This is a genomic window from Effusibacillus pohliae DSM 22757, from assembly GCF_000376225.1.
Classification (GTDB): Bacteria; Bacillota; Bacilli; order Tumebacillales; family Effusibacillaceae; genus Effusibacillus; species Effusibacillus pohliae.
Genome location: NZ_AQXL01000121.1, coordinates 1 through 13373, shown reverse-complemented (window position 1 = coordinate 13373; position 13373 = coordinate 1). Strand labels below are relative to the sequence as shown.

Genomic DNA, 13373 nt, shown 5'->3' with positions numbered 1-13373 from the left:
CCGTCACCAGTCCATTCCAGTATACGATCGGGCACACTGAAACATGCGCCTGCCGCTTCAGGCGCGCGGATGCGTTTTCGCGTACACTTCCTTTAACCGGGACTTGGTGATATGCGTGTAAATCTGCGTCGTGGAAATGTCGGCGTGCCCCAACATCTCCTGGACGGAACGCAGATCGGCGCCGTTTTCCAGCAAATGGGTGGCAAACGAATGGCGCAAGGTGTGCGGCGTGATCTCTTTGTTGATGTTCGCAGCCTTCGCGTATTTTTTGATGATTTTCCAGAATCCCTGGCGGGTCAGCCGCTGCCCGTGATGGTTCACAAACAGCGATGTTTCCGACCGGTCGCGGAGCAATTTAGCGCGGGCGCGGTTCAGGTATTCTTCCAACATCTGCAAGGCGACAGAGCCGAGCGGGATAATCCGTTCCTTTGCCCCTTTCCCGTAACACTTCAAAAATCCCATGTTCAGGTTGACATCATCGACATTCAGGGAGACCAGTTCGGATACACGGATCCCCGACGCATACAGCAGTTCGAGCATCGCCTTGTCGCGCAAACCGGTGCTTGTCTTCAAATCGGGCGAATCGAGCAGCGCCTCTACATCTTCCACGGTCAACACTTGCGGCAGGCGTTTTTCGATCTTCGGCGATTCCAGATTGGCGGCCGGGTCACCGTCGATCAATCCGTCACGCAGCAGGAAACTGTAAAATGCCCGAATGCTCGCCAGGTTGCGCGAGATTGTCGAGGTGGCGCGGCCTTTTTGCTGCAGGTCCGCCAGATAGGCAATAATATTTGCGCGGCGTGTTTGGTTGACGTCCGCCACGCCGCTTCGCTGTAAAAATTCCGTATATGCGATCAGATCCCGCTGATAGGATTCCAGCGTGTTTTGCGAGAGACCCCGTTCCACCGCCAGGTAGTGGATAAACCGTTCGATCAACTTGTCCATGCATGAGACTCCCCTTCATCGCTTGCACCTTTTCTATTCTACGTGAAGGGGCGTTTTCCTGCTCGCCGCAGATGTCAGCTTCTGCTATCATTCGCCGAGCCTGTAAAACATCTTGAGCCGTTCGATGATCGCGGCCGTGACGTCCTCGACCGGTTGCTCCAGATCGAAATCACCGTTCACTTTCAGCGAGTTGCCTTTCGGCTGTTTGTATTTGTCAACCGGCTGCATCCAGACATGCACGATCTCCATCATCTTGAACAAAACGAACGAAAACAGACACACCAGCACGACCATCTGCACCCATCGCAGCAACCGCCAAACCGAAAAAACCATACTGCACCCCCTACCGATGCATATGAATTGGCGCCCGGAAAAATGATATGCTCAGGAGGTGTGGAACTTGACAGAACCCCAACACACATATCTGGACAAATATCCGCCCGCTCATTTGACGGAGGAACAGGTGCAGCAGCTGCAAAAATTGGAACGGGAACTTACGCAGCAGGCAGGCAGCCCGATTCTTTTGATGGCGTTTCGAGCCCAAGACTAATTTGTACCCATTGCAAAAAGGGGAATTCCGCCGCAACGAACGGAGAATTCCCTTTTTCAGAGCTTCCGCAATTTGATGGTTTGTACGGAATGATCGGAGCTTTTCGTCATAATCAGACGAGCGCGGTTGCGCGTCGGCAAGATGTTGGTCCAGAGATTGACATAGTTGATTTCTCGCCAGATGTGGCGGGCAATCTCGACCGCTTCCGGATCGGTCAGACCTGCATACCGGTGAAAGTAGGAATTCGGGTTTTGAAACGCGGTGTTTCGCAACAGCTTGAACCTCTCCACATACCAATGTTCGATATCCGATTCGTCAGCATCCACATAGATGGAGAAGTCAAAGAAATCGGAAACATATACTTTGGGGGCGTATCCTGGCTCGCCATCCCCGGAAGCGACCTGCAACACGTTCAGGCCTTCCACAATCAGGATGTCCGGCCGCCGGATCACCTGCCGTTCGTTCGGTACGATATCGTACGCCAGATGGGAATACACCGGGCAGGCTACTTCCGCAACGCCCGATTTGATATCGGCTAAAAATTGAATCAGCCGCCGTATGTCATAACTCTCCGGAAACCCTTTTCGTTTCATCAGCCCGCGCTTTTCAAGTACCGCGTTCGGGTACAGGAAGCCGTCAGTCGTCACCAAATCGACTTTCGGATGGTTGGGCCAGCGGGCAAGCAAAGCCTGCAGCACCCGGGCCGTCGTGCTCTTGCCAACCGCTACACTTCCGGCAATGCCTATTACATATGGGACTTTTTCGCTGTTGCTGCCGAGAAACGTATTTGTCGATTTGTGCAGTTCCTGGGTAGCCGCGACATAAAGATTTAATAGCTTGGAGAGCGGATGATAGATTTCCTGGATCTCTTTCAGCGAAATCGTTTCATTCAGTCCGCGCAGTTTTTCCAATTCCTCTTCGGAAAGCGAGTGAAAAGGAACCTCACAAAGTTCTCTCCATTCTTCCCGTGTGAATGTAAGAAACGGTGAGAATTTTGTTTCGTTGGCCAATTTTGTGATCATCGATCTCCGCTCCCGATGGATACAAATAGGTCAGCTCTCCGGTTTGATCATCCGAATTTTTCGCAACTCCTAGTATACATGAAAACGCTTGCTTGCAACATGCCCCACTTTCCCTTGATTTGCGCCAACTATTACATAGGCTTCTTGATTCACAACAGGCCCCTCATACTTCTTCAAAAAAGAGACGTGCGGCTCACGTCTCTTTCCGGAGGTTGTCAGATCTGCCGCTCAAGCCAGCGCCTGTTCCAGCGGTACGTAAGGATGTCCGAGCGCGGTTGCCACCGCTTCATAGGTCACTTTCCCGTTGACCACGTTCACCCCTTTGGCGAGCGCGGGATTGTCGGCAACCGCCGCTTTGTACCCCATATTCGCGATTTGCAGCGCATAACCGAGGGTGACGTTAGTCAACGCGAGCGTCGATGTGCGCGGTACGGCGCCGGGGATGTTGGCGACCGCGTAATGGACCACCCCGTATTTTTCATAGGTGGGATCGGAGTGGGTGGTGACCCGGTCGATCGTTTCGACCGAACCGCCCTGGTCGATTGCCACGTCAACGATTACCGACCCTTTTGCCATTCCTTTCACCATATATTCCTTCACCAGTTTCGGTGCGCGGGCACCAGGGATCAGAACCGCCCCGATCAGCAGGTCAGCTTTTTGTACGGCCTGCTCGATGTTGTGCGAGTTAGACATGACGGTCGTGATGCGCCCGCCAAAAATATCATCCAGATACCGCAGTCGGTCCGGATTCACATCGAGTATCGTCACCCGCGCACCGGTGCCAAGCGCCATTTTCGCCGCGTTCGTGCCGACCACGCCGCCGCCGATGATGACCACTTCCGCCGGCGGAACACCGGGAACGCCGCCGAGCAGCACCCCTTTTCCCCCATACGGTTTTTCCAGGAATTGCGCTCCGATTTGCACCGCCATCCGCCCCGCCACTTCGCTCATCGGCGTCAGCAACGGCAAGGAACGGTCTGGCAACTGGATCGTCTCATAGGCGATCGCCACCACGCCTTTGTCGATCAACGCTTTTGTCAATTCCGGTTCCGGCGCCAGGTGGAGATATGTAAACAGAATTAGACCTTCCCGAAAATATCCGTATTCCGCCGGCAGCGGCTCTTTCACTTTCATCACCATGTCGGCTTTACTCCACACTTCCGCTGCCGAGTCGAGAATCGCCGCCCCTTTTTGCCGGTACTCCTCATCCGTAAATCCGCTGCCGACACCGGCCGACTTTTCAATGTACACATCATGGCCGTGACTTTTTAGCGCTTCTACACCGGCCGGCGTAATCGCCACACGATTTTCGCTGTCCTTGATTTCTTTCGGTACTCCGATGATCATGGTCGCATCCCCCTTTCCTAGCTTGTCCCCACAGCCAAGGTTTGCATGCACGAATCGAATGAAAAAAGCCTTCACTTCCTTTCAAGTGCAAGGCTTTTTCACACCTCATCGCGGCAGTTCTCGCAATAGCCGAGAAAGCTGACGCGGTGATCGACGATTTTGAAGTTGTGCTCCCGCTCCACCTTTTCTTCCAGCGAATCGAGCAGATCCTCGATTTCGTAAAACCGGTTGCATTTCAGGCAAATCAGGTGATGATGGTGATGCGGATGGTCTTCCGAGCGGAACTCGTAACGGGCCATGCCGTCGCCAAAGTTCAGCTTCTCGATAATTTTCAGCTCGCTCAAAAGATCCAGCGTCCGATAGACGGTCGCAAGCCCGATGTCGGGTGATTTTTGCTTCACCAACATAAAGATTTCTTCCGCGCTCAAATGCGCTTCCTGATTTTCCAACAGCACCTTGAGGGTGGCTTCTCGCTGCGGGGTCAGTTTAAACGACTTCGAATGCAATTGCTCCTTGATTTGGTTTAATCTCTCTTGCATCCGAAGAACCCTCCCGAAACACAATAAGCTGCACATAAAGTTGCCTAAGGCTAACTTTCCTAGACTTATTATAAAAAAAGCGGCGGGAGGTGTCAAACTCCGGGCACATTCCGCATCAGTTCCAGCATTCGGTCGAAGCTGTCCGGTTGCACCGGATCTTCCAGTGCCAGTTTGTTTTTTGTCAAATGGCCGCACTGGCGGCAGCGGTGAACGATCATATAGCCTTTCTTGCTGTGCGATTCGATGCGGACCGGTTCCAGGATCCCCCGGCAGTCGGACGCCCGGTCACCCGGGTGGATATCGAGATGCAGGGAATAAAAACATACCGGGCAATGGTTGCGGCATCCCCCGGATTGCAGCGGCCGGACTTCCGTGCCGCAGTGAATGCAGGTAAACGGTTCATTGCGAACGGTGAATTTCGGTGTTTCGCGCATACGGTTCCCTCACTTGCCGGAATTGGCTCAAAGGATGGCTGCCTATACGAGTATAGCGCGAAACCGAATCAGGCGCCACTTCAGGCACCGGCCTGTCCGCCGGGAATCGATCTGGCGAATCGGCGAATTGTCCCATCTTCCCCTTACAGGTGAGGCGTGATCATTTTCATCAAAAACGGGCTGATGTACCCTTCGACGAAAGAAGCGATCACCAGGCAGCCGCCAAGCATCAGAATCAGCGCGGTGTATGACAAAAACCTCGGATAGAGCGGCATATTTTGCGAAAACCGGGAACGGAGCAGCATCAGGGAAAAGGCGATCCCGGCGACACCGGCGATGATCAGGCAAGGAACGATTATCAGGTTTTGCGGCAGCACGGCCAGCACGGCGAACAGCAGCCCCTTGCTCTTGAAAGCGTCAACCAGAAAGCCGATCGTAAACCCGATCATGAACCCTTTCAAAAATACCAGCACCACAATCAGCGGCAGGCCGATGATCGACAGCCCCAATATCCAGATCAATCCGAGCATTTTCAGGTTTGTCGCGACCGAATGCCAGGTTACGTAGGCGGCGTTTGGAATATGGTTGTCGTTGACCAGCCCGAAAAACCCTTTCAGGTAATTGAACAGGTCCGCTTTCTGGCCGTCCGCCAGCGCATTCACCACAATTGCCCCGAATATGACCCCGACGATGAACAGGATGATCGTATAGACGAACAATTTGGCGTGTTCTTGCGCATAGCGGCCGGCAGCGAGTTTCAAGCTTCGAATCATCAAAGGGCAACCTCCTTGTCCTGCTATCTCTACGACTATATGCAGGACAAGCTGATGTTAGCACCCCAATCTAGCAAAACAAGAAAATAGAAAAGAGGCATCGCTGCCTCTTCTCGCCGCCTCGCCTCACCCGTTTTGTTTTTGAAACTCGATCATAAACTCCCGCAGCGCTTGGCATGCCTCAAACGGTACCGCATTGTAGGCGGACGCCCGGCAGCCGCCGACCGAACGGTGGCCGTTCAGGCCGACAAATCCCGCCTGTTTCGCTTCCACCAGGAATTTTTTCTCCAGTTCCTCCGTCTGCAGGCGGAACGTAATGTTCATCAGCGAGCGGCTGTCCTTGTCCGCATGGCCACGGTAGAAGCCGCCGCTCCTGTCGATCGCCTCGTAGATCAGTGCCGCCTTTTCCCGGTTCCGCCGCTCCATCTCCGCGACTCCGCCCGTCTCTTTCACCCACTTCAACACTTCGCCCAGCATGTAAATGGCAAATGTGGGTGGCGTATTGTAGAGCGAGTTGTTTTTCACATGGATGTCGTAGCGGAGCATCGTCGGAATGTTTTGGGCGGCTCGCTCCACCATGTCCGGCCGCAGGATGACCACCGTCACGCCGGACGGTCCGAGGTTTTTCTGCGCCCCCGCATAGATCAGGGCAAATTTTTTCACGTCGATCGGTTTCGACAGGATGTCGCTCGACATGTCGGCGACCAGCGGCACCTCCCCCGAATCGGGAAAATCGGTCCACTGCGTGCCGTAGATCGTGTTGTTTGACGTGATGTGCAAATACGCCAGATCGTTCGAATAGTGGAGCTCGTCCAGCCGCGGGATGCGCCGGTACGATTCGTCCTTGGTGCTCGCCACTTCCACCGCGTTGCCCAGCAGCTTCGCTTCCTTGTACGCCTTTTCCGCCCAGGAGCCGGTCAGCACGTAGCCGGCCGATTTTCCCGCCGGCAGAAAGTTCATCGGCACCATGCTGAATTGCAAGCTGGCCCCGCCTTGCAAGAACAGCACATGATAGTCTGCCGGAATCCCGTAGACTTCTTTCAGCAATGCGATCGCCTGATTGTGCACTTCTTCATAGAGTGAGCTGCGATGGCTCAGTTCCATGACCGACATGCCGGACCCGCGAAAATCGACCAGTTCCTCCTGCGCTCTCTGCAGCACCGGCAGCGGCAGGGCCGACGGCCCCGCATTGAAATTGTACGCCCTTTGCACCTGCTTGAGCATCTGTTTCTCCCCTTTGCAGCTGAAAAAATGACCGAAAAATGATAATTCTTATCATAGCACAACCGACCGCCTGCCAGCCAGCGAATTTTTGCTGCACCGCTATTCCAGGCTGATCGCCCTGCCGTATTTTCCGCCGCCGCCCGCTGCAAGTTTCAACGTTCCGTTGCGCGCGCTGACGATGTCTCTGGCAATCCGCTCGCCGACCACTTCCGTCAATTCGGCTTCGCTCGCTTGATGCAATACGTTCATTTCCGTTCCAAATGCTTCCAACAACCGTTCCATCGTCTTTTTCCCGACGCCCGGAATAAACTCAAGCGGCACCTGATAGTAGTAAATCGGACGGTGGTCAGGATGCACCGGCTGCGGGCGGTCTGCAATCGCATAAATTCGGTCCAGTACGCCGCGCAACACATGCTGGCCGCCGCACATCGGACAGGTGAACACCGGCGGATCCGCCGGCACCACCTCATTGCAATCGAGGCAGTAGGTGCGGTGGTATTTTCCCAGCTGCGGGGCCAGGCCATAGTTGGCCAGCACGCGGTGGCCGTCTTGCCGTAGCAGCGCCTTTTTCACATCGGCGAAGCTGGTTCCCGCAGCCGCGATCCGGTTGTACTCGCGGCCGATTTTGGCAAGCGAATGGGCGTCCGAATTGGACAGGTATGTGAGATTGGCATGCTCCGAAAAAAGGTCCGCCAGCCCGGTGTCGGCCGACAGTCCCAACTCGAGCGCCGTCACTTTCGAAAGGTCGAGCATCTCGCTCGCTTTGTCCACACAGCTGCCGTACACGCTTTTGTGCGGAGTGAACGCATGGTTGATGATGAACATGCCGCAAAGTTCGGCCGCGATGTCCTGCAGTTCCCGCGATGTGCAGCGGGCGCGCTGTGAGGACAACACCGGGTTGGTCACCCGCGCAGCCAGCCAGTCGGAAAATTCCTGCATCGTCTCCACATCCGGCATCCAGACGCCAAAATGGGCCGCTCCCCCGTGCGGGCCGGCCGTCTCGACCTCAGCCCCCAGCAGCACGGTGGTTTTCCCCTGATAGGTCAGACCGCCGCCCGCCAGCGGAACCAGTTCGCCGGCTGCGATCAACTCGCGAAACTCCTGCAGCACCGGCGGCGACACCGCATCAATAATGCCGACGATGTCGATCCCTTTCCGCTCGGCCGCCTCTTTTACGATTTCAAACAGGCGCAGATCGCGCGACGCTGTGATTTTCACCGGCCGATTGCCAAGCGTTCGGCCGATGTGAATATGCAAATCGAGAAAATACGAGTTCACGTCCGACCCGCCTTCGCCCGCTCCTTCATCCACCAGTACAGCGCGGTGATCGTTTTCGCGTCGGCGATTTCACCGACGGCCAGCAACCGTTCCGCTTCTGCCGCATCCGCCTCGATCACGTCCAGAAACTCGTCGGTGTCCAGCTGCTGCTCCCCTTTCGCCAATCCTTTTGCCAGATACAAATGCAGCAGCTCATCGGCGAACCCCGGCGATGTATACATCGAATGCAGATGCTCGACGACGCTCGCCCGATAACCGGTTTCCTCCAACAGTTCCCGTTTCGCGCATTCCGCCGGGTCTTCGCCCGGTTCCAGCTTGCCGGCCGGAATCTCAACCAGGGTGCGCTCGCACGGTTTACGGAACTGCCGAACCAACAGCACGCGGTCTTCGTCCGTGATTGCTAGCACGGCAACCGCCCCCGGATGGCGCACGATCTCGCGCGTCGCCTGCTTCCCGTTCGGCAGGCGGATGGTATCGACCTGCAGAGAGATCATTTTTCCCTGAAAAATCGTTTGGCTTGAGACAGTCGGTTCCTGCAAATGTTTGTGATCCATGCATATCTCTCCTCTCCATCCGGGAATACTTGTCCAATCCCGGCATACAGTAGTAGCACAGGAAAAAAGTGCAGGGAGTGACCCCCATGAAAACGTATCTGTCCGATACCAGTTTACGCATAGTCGGCAAGGCTTGGCAAATCCGGGCCGCGCTGCGAACATTTGCCGGCAGCAAAATCACGTTGCAGTCCTATCTGGACATGCACGGTCATCCAACGGTCCGCAAGCGGAAATGGAGCGATTCGAGATGGAGACGGCTGTGACCGCGTCGGCTGCCGCCAGCGGTTGGGTGCATGTTCCTGTTGCAAGTTCCACCGCCAATCGTCCGGCAGCGGCCGCCGCCATGAAAAACGGTAGATCCTCCGAGAGTGTCCTGCCCATCGTCGTCAGTTTCAGATCGTAGCAGGCTGCCGCCTGCCGGATGACCGACCCGTCCTGCAGGCAGACCCGGTGCTTCTCCGGAATCTCGTACTCCCGCAACTGCTCAAGAATCGTTTTCAGAGAGGAAGGGTCAAGCAGCGGAACGGCCACGAGCGCGGGCGCCAGAGCCACTTTTCCGAGAGCGGTCAGGGTATGATGGCTGACTCCCCGATGACGCGGCCGTTCATCGGCAAACGAGATGCGCGGGCAGGCAATCGGCGTTCCCTGCAAGCTGGCCGCCGCATTGATGACTTGCCCCTGCTCGACCCCCGTGTGGCCGAATCGGGTACCGGTTCCGACAATCCCCGGCCCCATCGCGGCAATTGCCAGATCCGCTTGCAAAACATACTTGGCAGCCAGTAAGCCGGAATAAAGATTCACCGCCTCCAGATCGCCGCCAAACGAGTGGCCGACTGTCAGCGTTCCGCAGAGAAGTCCTTTTTCCTTCAACTCCGCAACCGTTCTCGAGAATGCAATCGGCAGCGCCGCACCGTCCGTCATCACATACGCCACCCGAAGAGGGCGGGATCCGGACGCAACATACGCGATCGTCGCCGCAATGGCGGGCAGCATGGAGTGAAGTTCTGCCGCAATCACCGGCATGCCCGCAAGCGAATCCTTGTCCCGCAGCGCCTCATGTGCGGGATGAGCCGTCTCCTCACAGCTTAACACACGCACTTGTCCGGGGGTATAGCGCAGTTTCATGATATGCCCGCCATCCCTCCTGCCTGTTCGCGTACGCTGATCAGGCAGCACAAAATGATAGCCGCCCGAACCGAGTCCCAACCGAACCGCAGTGGTGTTCAACAGCACAGTTTCTCCCGGAACAGCAGGAGCGGACAGCTCCGTGTACAGGATCGCCCGCTCCTCCTTATGGCCTACTAATACCGCCAACTCCATCATGCCGTTTTGCTCGCGAATGATCCGCAGCACCTGTCCCTGCTCCACCTGGATCATGCCCGAACACCTGCGGGTACCCGCTCAACGACCGACTCGATGATCCCCAGTACGAGTTTCGTCGCGTTCACCAGATCCTGCACCGTCACCGATTCCTGCGACGTATGGTCATTGGACGCGCCGACTCCCAGATTGACCGACGGAATGCCCGCCTCGTTCAAAATATTGGTGTCGCTGCCGCCGCCCCTCGCCGCGAGTTCAGGGTTCATCCCTGCTTTCCGAACGCCAGCGAACGCCAGGCGGACGACGTCATCGTCCTCTGACAGATTGAAGCCGGAGTAAATTTTTTGCTCCTCCATCTCGAAGCGGGCCCCAAACTTCTCGCACGCCATCGCAAACGCAGACTGGATTCCGGAGAGCTGCGCGGCCAGCTTGTCCTCATTGCGGCTGCGGGCTTCCCCCCACATTTCCACATAATCGCAGACGATGTTGGTCCGCTCGCCGCCTTTGATCACGCCGATGTTGACGGTCGTCTCTTCATCGATCCGTCCCATCCGGACGTGCGAGATGCCGAGTCCGGCCGCCGCAATCGCACTGATCCCGTCTTCCGGGTTGACTCCTGAGTGAGCCGCTTTCCCGTAGATTTTGATGGTAAAATCGATCTCCGTAGGCGAGGCGCCGATGACCACGTGCGGCGGGCCGCCGGAATCCATCACAAATCCGAATTTGGCCCGCAGCTTCTTTTTGTCCAGCAGCCGCGAACCGTTCAGGCCGGTTTCCTCCGCAATTGTAAACACATACTCTAGATCGCCGTGCGGCAGCTGATGCTCCCGAAGCACATGGGCCGCTTCTAGCATCGCCGCGATCCCCGCCTTGTCATCCGCGCCAAGAATCGTTCGGCCATCCGTGCGGATCACGCCTTCCTCCACCTTCGCGACCACTCCCTTGTTCGACACTACCGTATCCATATGGGCGGCAAATAGAATTGGCGCGGCTTGGTGGACCGTTCCTTTTTTTCGCGCAATCAAATTCCCGGCAAACCGGATCGTCTCCGCGCCCCGCATGTCGCCAAGCATTTGCAGCAGATCGCGACCCGCGTCATCCTCTTCCACCTCGAATCCGAGCGACTCCAGCTCCTGCCTCAGATAGTCGGCGATCTCCCGCTCGTGGGACGAGGGGGAATCGATCCGCACCATCTGCAAAAAACGGTCGACCAGACGTTGTTCGTTTACTTCCGCCATGTTCCATCCTCCTGGAAAACGATAACTGAAAACTAGTATGCACAAAATGGCGGAGGCTGAACCGAAGTGCAGGTCCAGCCTCTGACCGATTTTTGCATCTGGCATGCTTTCACCGAATCATGTTTATACCGACCGGTGCTTGCGGATCACGTCGTAAAACCACATCGGGTCGTCCAGATCCGCATGCCGTTTTTCCGCTTCCATCAAGAAAAAATGGATCAACAGCAAAGCGTCCAATTCGTGCAGCGACAGCAGCTCCCGGATGCCGTAGCGCCTCGCCACGTCGAGCCGGATGCGCTGCCCCTCCTCCTCCCGATTGCCGAGCAAACGACCGAACAGAATGGCATGCATCAGATGCGGCGAAATCGTGTACGGGATCGTTTTGCGTTGCTCCAGCCAGCGAATCGTCCGCCCTTCCACCGGATGGGCGTGCGTCCTTTCCACCAAAATCCGGTCCGGCGGGTTCTGTCGAAAAATTTTGTTCAACAGAAACCGCAGTTCCTTTTCCCGAAAAAACCCCCGCTCCAAGACGGCAACCGGCTTGTTCCTCCCTTCCCAGCGAATGTACATCAGTCCCGTCAGGTACCCGGGATCAAGGGCCAGGATGTTCATGGCGCATCCCTACTTTTCATGGAATTCGTGGTTCAGGTGATCCTGATAAAGAGCCAAGAAAGGAGGTTCTTATGGGTACATTGTTTGTAAAACCGGCGAGCTGCAACCAGCAATTCGAAGAGTTCGGCGTGTTTCTTGAACAATCACAAATCGGCAATCTGTTTGTGTATTACGATCGCGGCTCCGCAACTGTCGATGGCTCGATTTATTTGCCGAACGATCTACCAAAACCGGCAAGCATATCAGGAGGAACTGCCCTCACCCGCCTTCCGTTACGGCTACCCGAACAGTTGGTAACCCGCTTATTTTTATTATATACCGAACGAAAGCCGGCCGGTACAGGCTGATCACGGCCTGTTCCGAACCGGCTTCCGAATTGGTTTGCCGCCCGTTTGCGCCGCGGGGTTCGTTGCCGATGCGATCCTCTGCTGCGAGAGGTTCAGGATCGGTTCGGAGACAGGCGGTTAATCGAGCGGTTCGATATACACGATCGATGTCATCGGAAAGATGCGCCGTCGGTGATCGGTCAGTATGGAAACAAAATGTTCCGTCAGGCCGGTCAGTTTCCCCTCGTGCTGGCGCTGCTGGATATCCTGCAGCCGCACGCTCTGGTTGATCAAATCGTGGATCATGCTGGCACCTCCATTGATTTGGCTCTCATATTGGAGGATGCCCCGTTCACCCGATTCGAATCCCGTCACCTGTCACGACACACGGCTCGACATCGATCGCATCGACTGCACACCAGCAGAAACGATCGACCGGGAGCGATTCGCGAAGCTGGGCCATGTCCCTTTGCAGTTCGATCATTTCCTGCAGGACGACGGGGGTCCGTTTGACCACCGGGTCCTCCCGCACCAGCAGCAGGAGAAATTCGGAAAATTGGCCGATGCCCCGAAACGTCAGATAGGTGAGACGTTCGACTTCAAATTTGAGTTGAAACACCAAAAGAAAACCGGACTGCAGGAACGCGTCGGCGATTTTTTGCGCCGCCTGCACGAAGCTGTTGAACACCCGCTCGCGCCCTTTCAGATAATGGCCAACCGCCGGTTCCAACGCCTCGACACGTCGGCGGGTCTGTTTGATCCGTTCGACAATGCTCGCATTCAAATCCCTGATGGAGATGATTTGCTGCAAAAGCGGCAGTGGGTGCGTATAATCGGGCATGGTGCTTCCTCCCAAAAGACGTCCTGCCACTATGTTATGAAGGTAATGCGAAGGGTGGCAATCTTCTGCCTACTCCAGCCTGAAGTCTTACAGGCTGCCGGATCAGCGGGGCAGATTTTAGCTGTTAGCAGAATGAAAAAGCTACCTACAGGAAAGGGTTATGCACTCTGTTTAACTTCCACTGTATGCGGATTGGACATACGATTGAGTACCAGATAATGTAGCCGCTCACGCTATTTGGCGGTGAATTTCTCACCGCCATTGTCGTGAGCGCTCTACCGTCAATCCGCCAGCCGAGTGAGCGCTGTGTCGACAGTCATCGCAGGCACGAGAAAGCAGCCGGTTAACCGACTGCTCCCCGTTGCCGATC

General features: G+C 55.9%; 18 protein-coding genes. 3 read left to right on the top strand and 15 right to left on the bottom strand.

Annotated elements, in window-relative coordinates; translation table 11 throughout:
• Window positions 1-57: 57 nt before the first annotated feature.
• Together xerD and C230_RS0109970 are read right to left on the bottom strand one after the other, a co-directional pair.
• A complete protein-coding gene (gene xerD, locus C230_RS0109975; RefSeq protein WP_018131896.1) occupies window positions 58-945 on the bottom strand; it encodes a site-specific tyrosine recombinase XerD in 888 nt (295 codons plus the stop codon).
• A gap of 87 nt (window positions 946-1032) precedes the next feature.
• Complete coding sequence (locus C230_RS0109970; protein WP_018131895.1) at window positions 1033-1278, bottom strand: DUF4227 family protein; 246 nt, start codon at window positions 1276-1278, stop codon at window positions 1033-1035.
• 67 nt (window positions 1279-1345) lie between these two features.
• On the opposite strand from C230_RS0109970, the gene C230_RS22550 reads away from it, so the two are divergent.
• On the top strand, window positions 1346-1495 hold the full coding sequence (locus C230_RS22550) for a hypothetical protein (protein ID WP_018131894.1): 150 nt from the start codon (window positions 1346-1348) through the stop codon (window positions 1493-1495).
• A 56-nt stretch (window positions 1496-1551) separates the two neighbouring features.
• Here C230_RS22550 and coaA read toward each other — a convergent pair whose 3' ends face one another.
• The 8 genes from coaA to C230_RS0109925 all read right to left on the bottom strand — a co-directional run bounded on the left by coaA (window position 1552) and on the right by C230_RS0109925 (window position 8666).
• Window positions 1552-2517: a type I pantothenate kinase gene (gene coaA, locus C230_RS0109960; RefSeq protein WP_018131893.1), complete on the bottom strand. Its 966-nt coding sequence runs from the start codon at window positions 2515-2517 to the stop codon at window positions 1552-1554.
• Window positions 2518-2745: 228 nt separating this feature from the next.
• Window positions 2746-3864, bottom strand: coding sequence for an alanine dehydrogenase (gene ald, locus C230_RS0109955; RefSeq protein ID WP_018131892.1), 1119 nt, complete (start codon window positions 3862-3864; stop codon window positions 2746-2748).
• 98 nt (window positions 3865-3962) lie between these two features.
• The gene (gene fur, locus C230_RS0109950; protein WP_018131891.1) at window positions 3963-4403 is read right to left on the bottom strand and encodes a ferric iron uptake transcriptional regulator; all 441 of its coding nucleotides are present in this window, start codon (window positions 4401-4403) and stop codon (window positions 3963-3965) included.
• Between the two features lie 92 nt (window positions 4404-4495).
• Window positions 4496-4837, bottom strand: a complete 342-nt coding sequence (locus C230_RS0109945) for an RNHCP domain-containing protein (RefSeq protein WP_018131890.1) — start codon at window positions 4835-4837, stop codon at window positions 4496-4498.
• 143 nt (window positions 4838-4980) lie between these two features.
• On the bottom strand, window positions 4981-5610 hold the full coding sequence (gene spoIIM, locus C230_RS0109940) for a stage II sporulation protein M (protein ID WP_018131889.1): 630 nt from the start codon (window positions 5608-5610) through the stop codon (window positions 4981-4983).
• Between the two features lie 126 nt (window positions 5611-5736).
• Window positions 5737-6834 carry a 3-phosphoserine/phosphohydroxythreonine transaminase gene (gene serC / locus C230_RS0109935; protein WP_018131888.1) on the bottom strand — a complete coding sequence of 366 codons (1098 nt, stop codon included), beginning with the start codon at window positions 6832-6834 and terminating at the stop codon, window positions 5737-5739.
• A gap of 99 nt (window positions 6835-6933) precedes the next feature.
• Window positions 6934-8112: an endonuclease Q family protein gene (locus C230_RS0109930; protein ID WP_018131887.1), complete on the bottom strand. Its 1179-nt coding sequence runs from the start codon at window positions 8110-8112 to the stop codon at window positions 6934-6936.
• On the bottom strand, window positions 8109-8666 hold the full coding sequence (locus tag C230_RS0109925) for an NUDIX domain-containing protein (RefSeq protein ID WP_018131886.1): 558 nt from the start codon (window positions 8664-8666) through the stop codon (window positions 8109-8111). The genes C230_RS0109930 and C230_RS0109925 overlap by 4 nt, the downstream gene beginning before the upstream one ends.
• A gap of 86 nt (window positions 8667-8752) precedes the next feature.
• Between C230_RS0109925 and mciZ the strand changes: the two genes are divergently transcribed.
• Complete coding sequence (mciZ, locus tag C230_RS21995; protein WP_083910529.1) at window positions 8753-8929, top strand: Z-ring formation inhibitor MciZ; 177 nt, start codon at window positions 8753-8755, stop codon at window positions 8927-8929.
• Here the strand turns inward: mciZ and C230_RS0109920 are convergent.
• The 3 genes from C230_RS0109920 to C230_RS0109910 all read right to left on the bottom strand — a co-directional run bounded on the left by C230_RS0109920 (window position 8844) and on the right by C230_RS0109910 (window position 11836).
• Entirely contained in the window at window positions 8844-10043 is a 1200-nt protein-coding gene (locus C230_RS0109920) for a DUF3866 family protein (protein ID WP_018131885.1), read from the bottom strand. The genes mciZ and C230_RS0109920 overlap by 86 nt on opposite strands.
• Window positions 10040-11224 (bottom strand): M20/M25/M40 family metallo-hydrolase, encoded by a 1185-nt coding sequence (locus C230_RS0109915; protein ID WP_018131884.1) that lies wholly within the window; start codon window positions 11222-11224, stop codon window positions 10040-10042. The genes C230_RS0109920 and C230_RS0109915 overlap by 4 nt, the downstream gene beginning before the upstream one ends.
• Before the next feature lie 123 nt (window positions 11225-11347).
• Window positions 11348-11836, bottom strand: a complete 489-nt coding sequence (locus C230_RS0109910) for a hypothetical protein (protein ID WP_018131883.1) — start codon at window positions 11834-11836, stop codon at window positions 11348-11350.
• Between the two features lie 71 nt (window positions 11837-11907).
• Between C230_RS0109910 and C230_RS0109905 the strand changes: the two genes are divergently transcribed.
• Complete coding sequence (locus tag C230_RS0109905) at window positions 11908-12183, top strand: hypothetical protein (protein WP_018131882.1); 276 nt, start codon at window positions 11908-11910, stop codon at window positions 12181-12183.
• Between the two features lie 117 nt (window positions 12184-12300).
• Here C230_RS0109905 and C230_RS22545 read toward each other — a convergent pair whose 3' ends face one another.
• Both C230_RS22545 and C230_RS0109895 read right to left on the bottom strand, forming a co-directional pair.
• Window positions 12301-12468 (bottom strand): hypothetical protein, encoded by a 168-nt coding sequence (locus C230_RS22545; protein WP_018131881.1) that lies wholly within the window; start codon window positions 12466-12468, stop codon window positions 12301-12303.
• A gap of 46 nt (window positions 12469-12514) precedes the next feature.
• Window positions 12515-13003 (bottom strand): hypothetical protein, encoded by a 489-nt coding sequence (locus C230_RS0109895; RefSeq protein WP_018131880.1) that lies wholly within the window; start codon window positions 13001-13003, stop codon window positions 12515-12517.
• Window positions 13004-13373 lie beyond the last annotated feature (370 nt).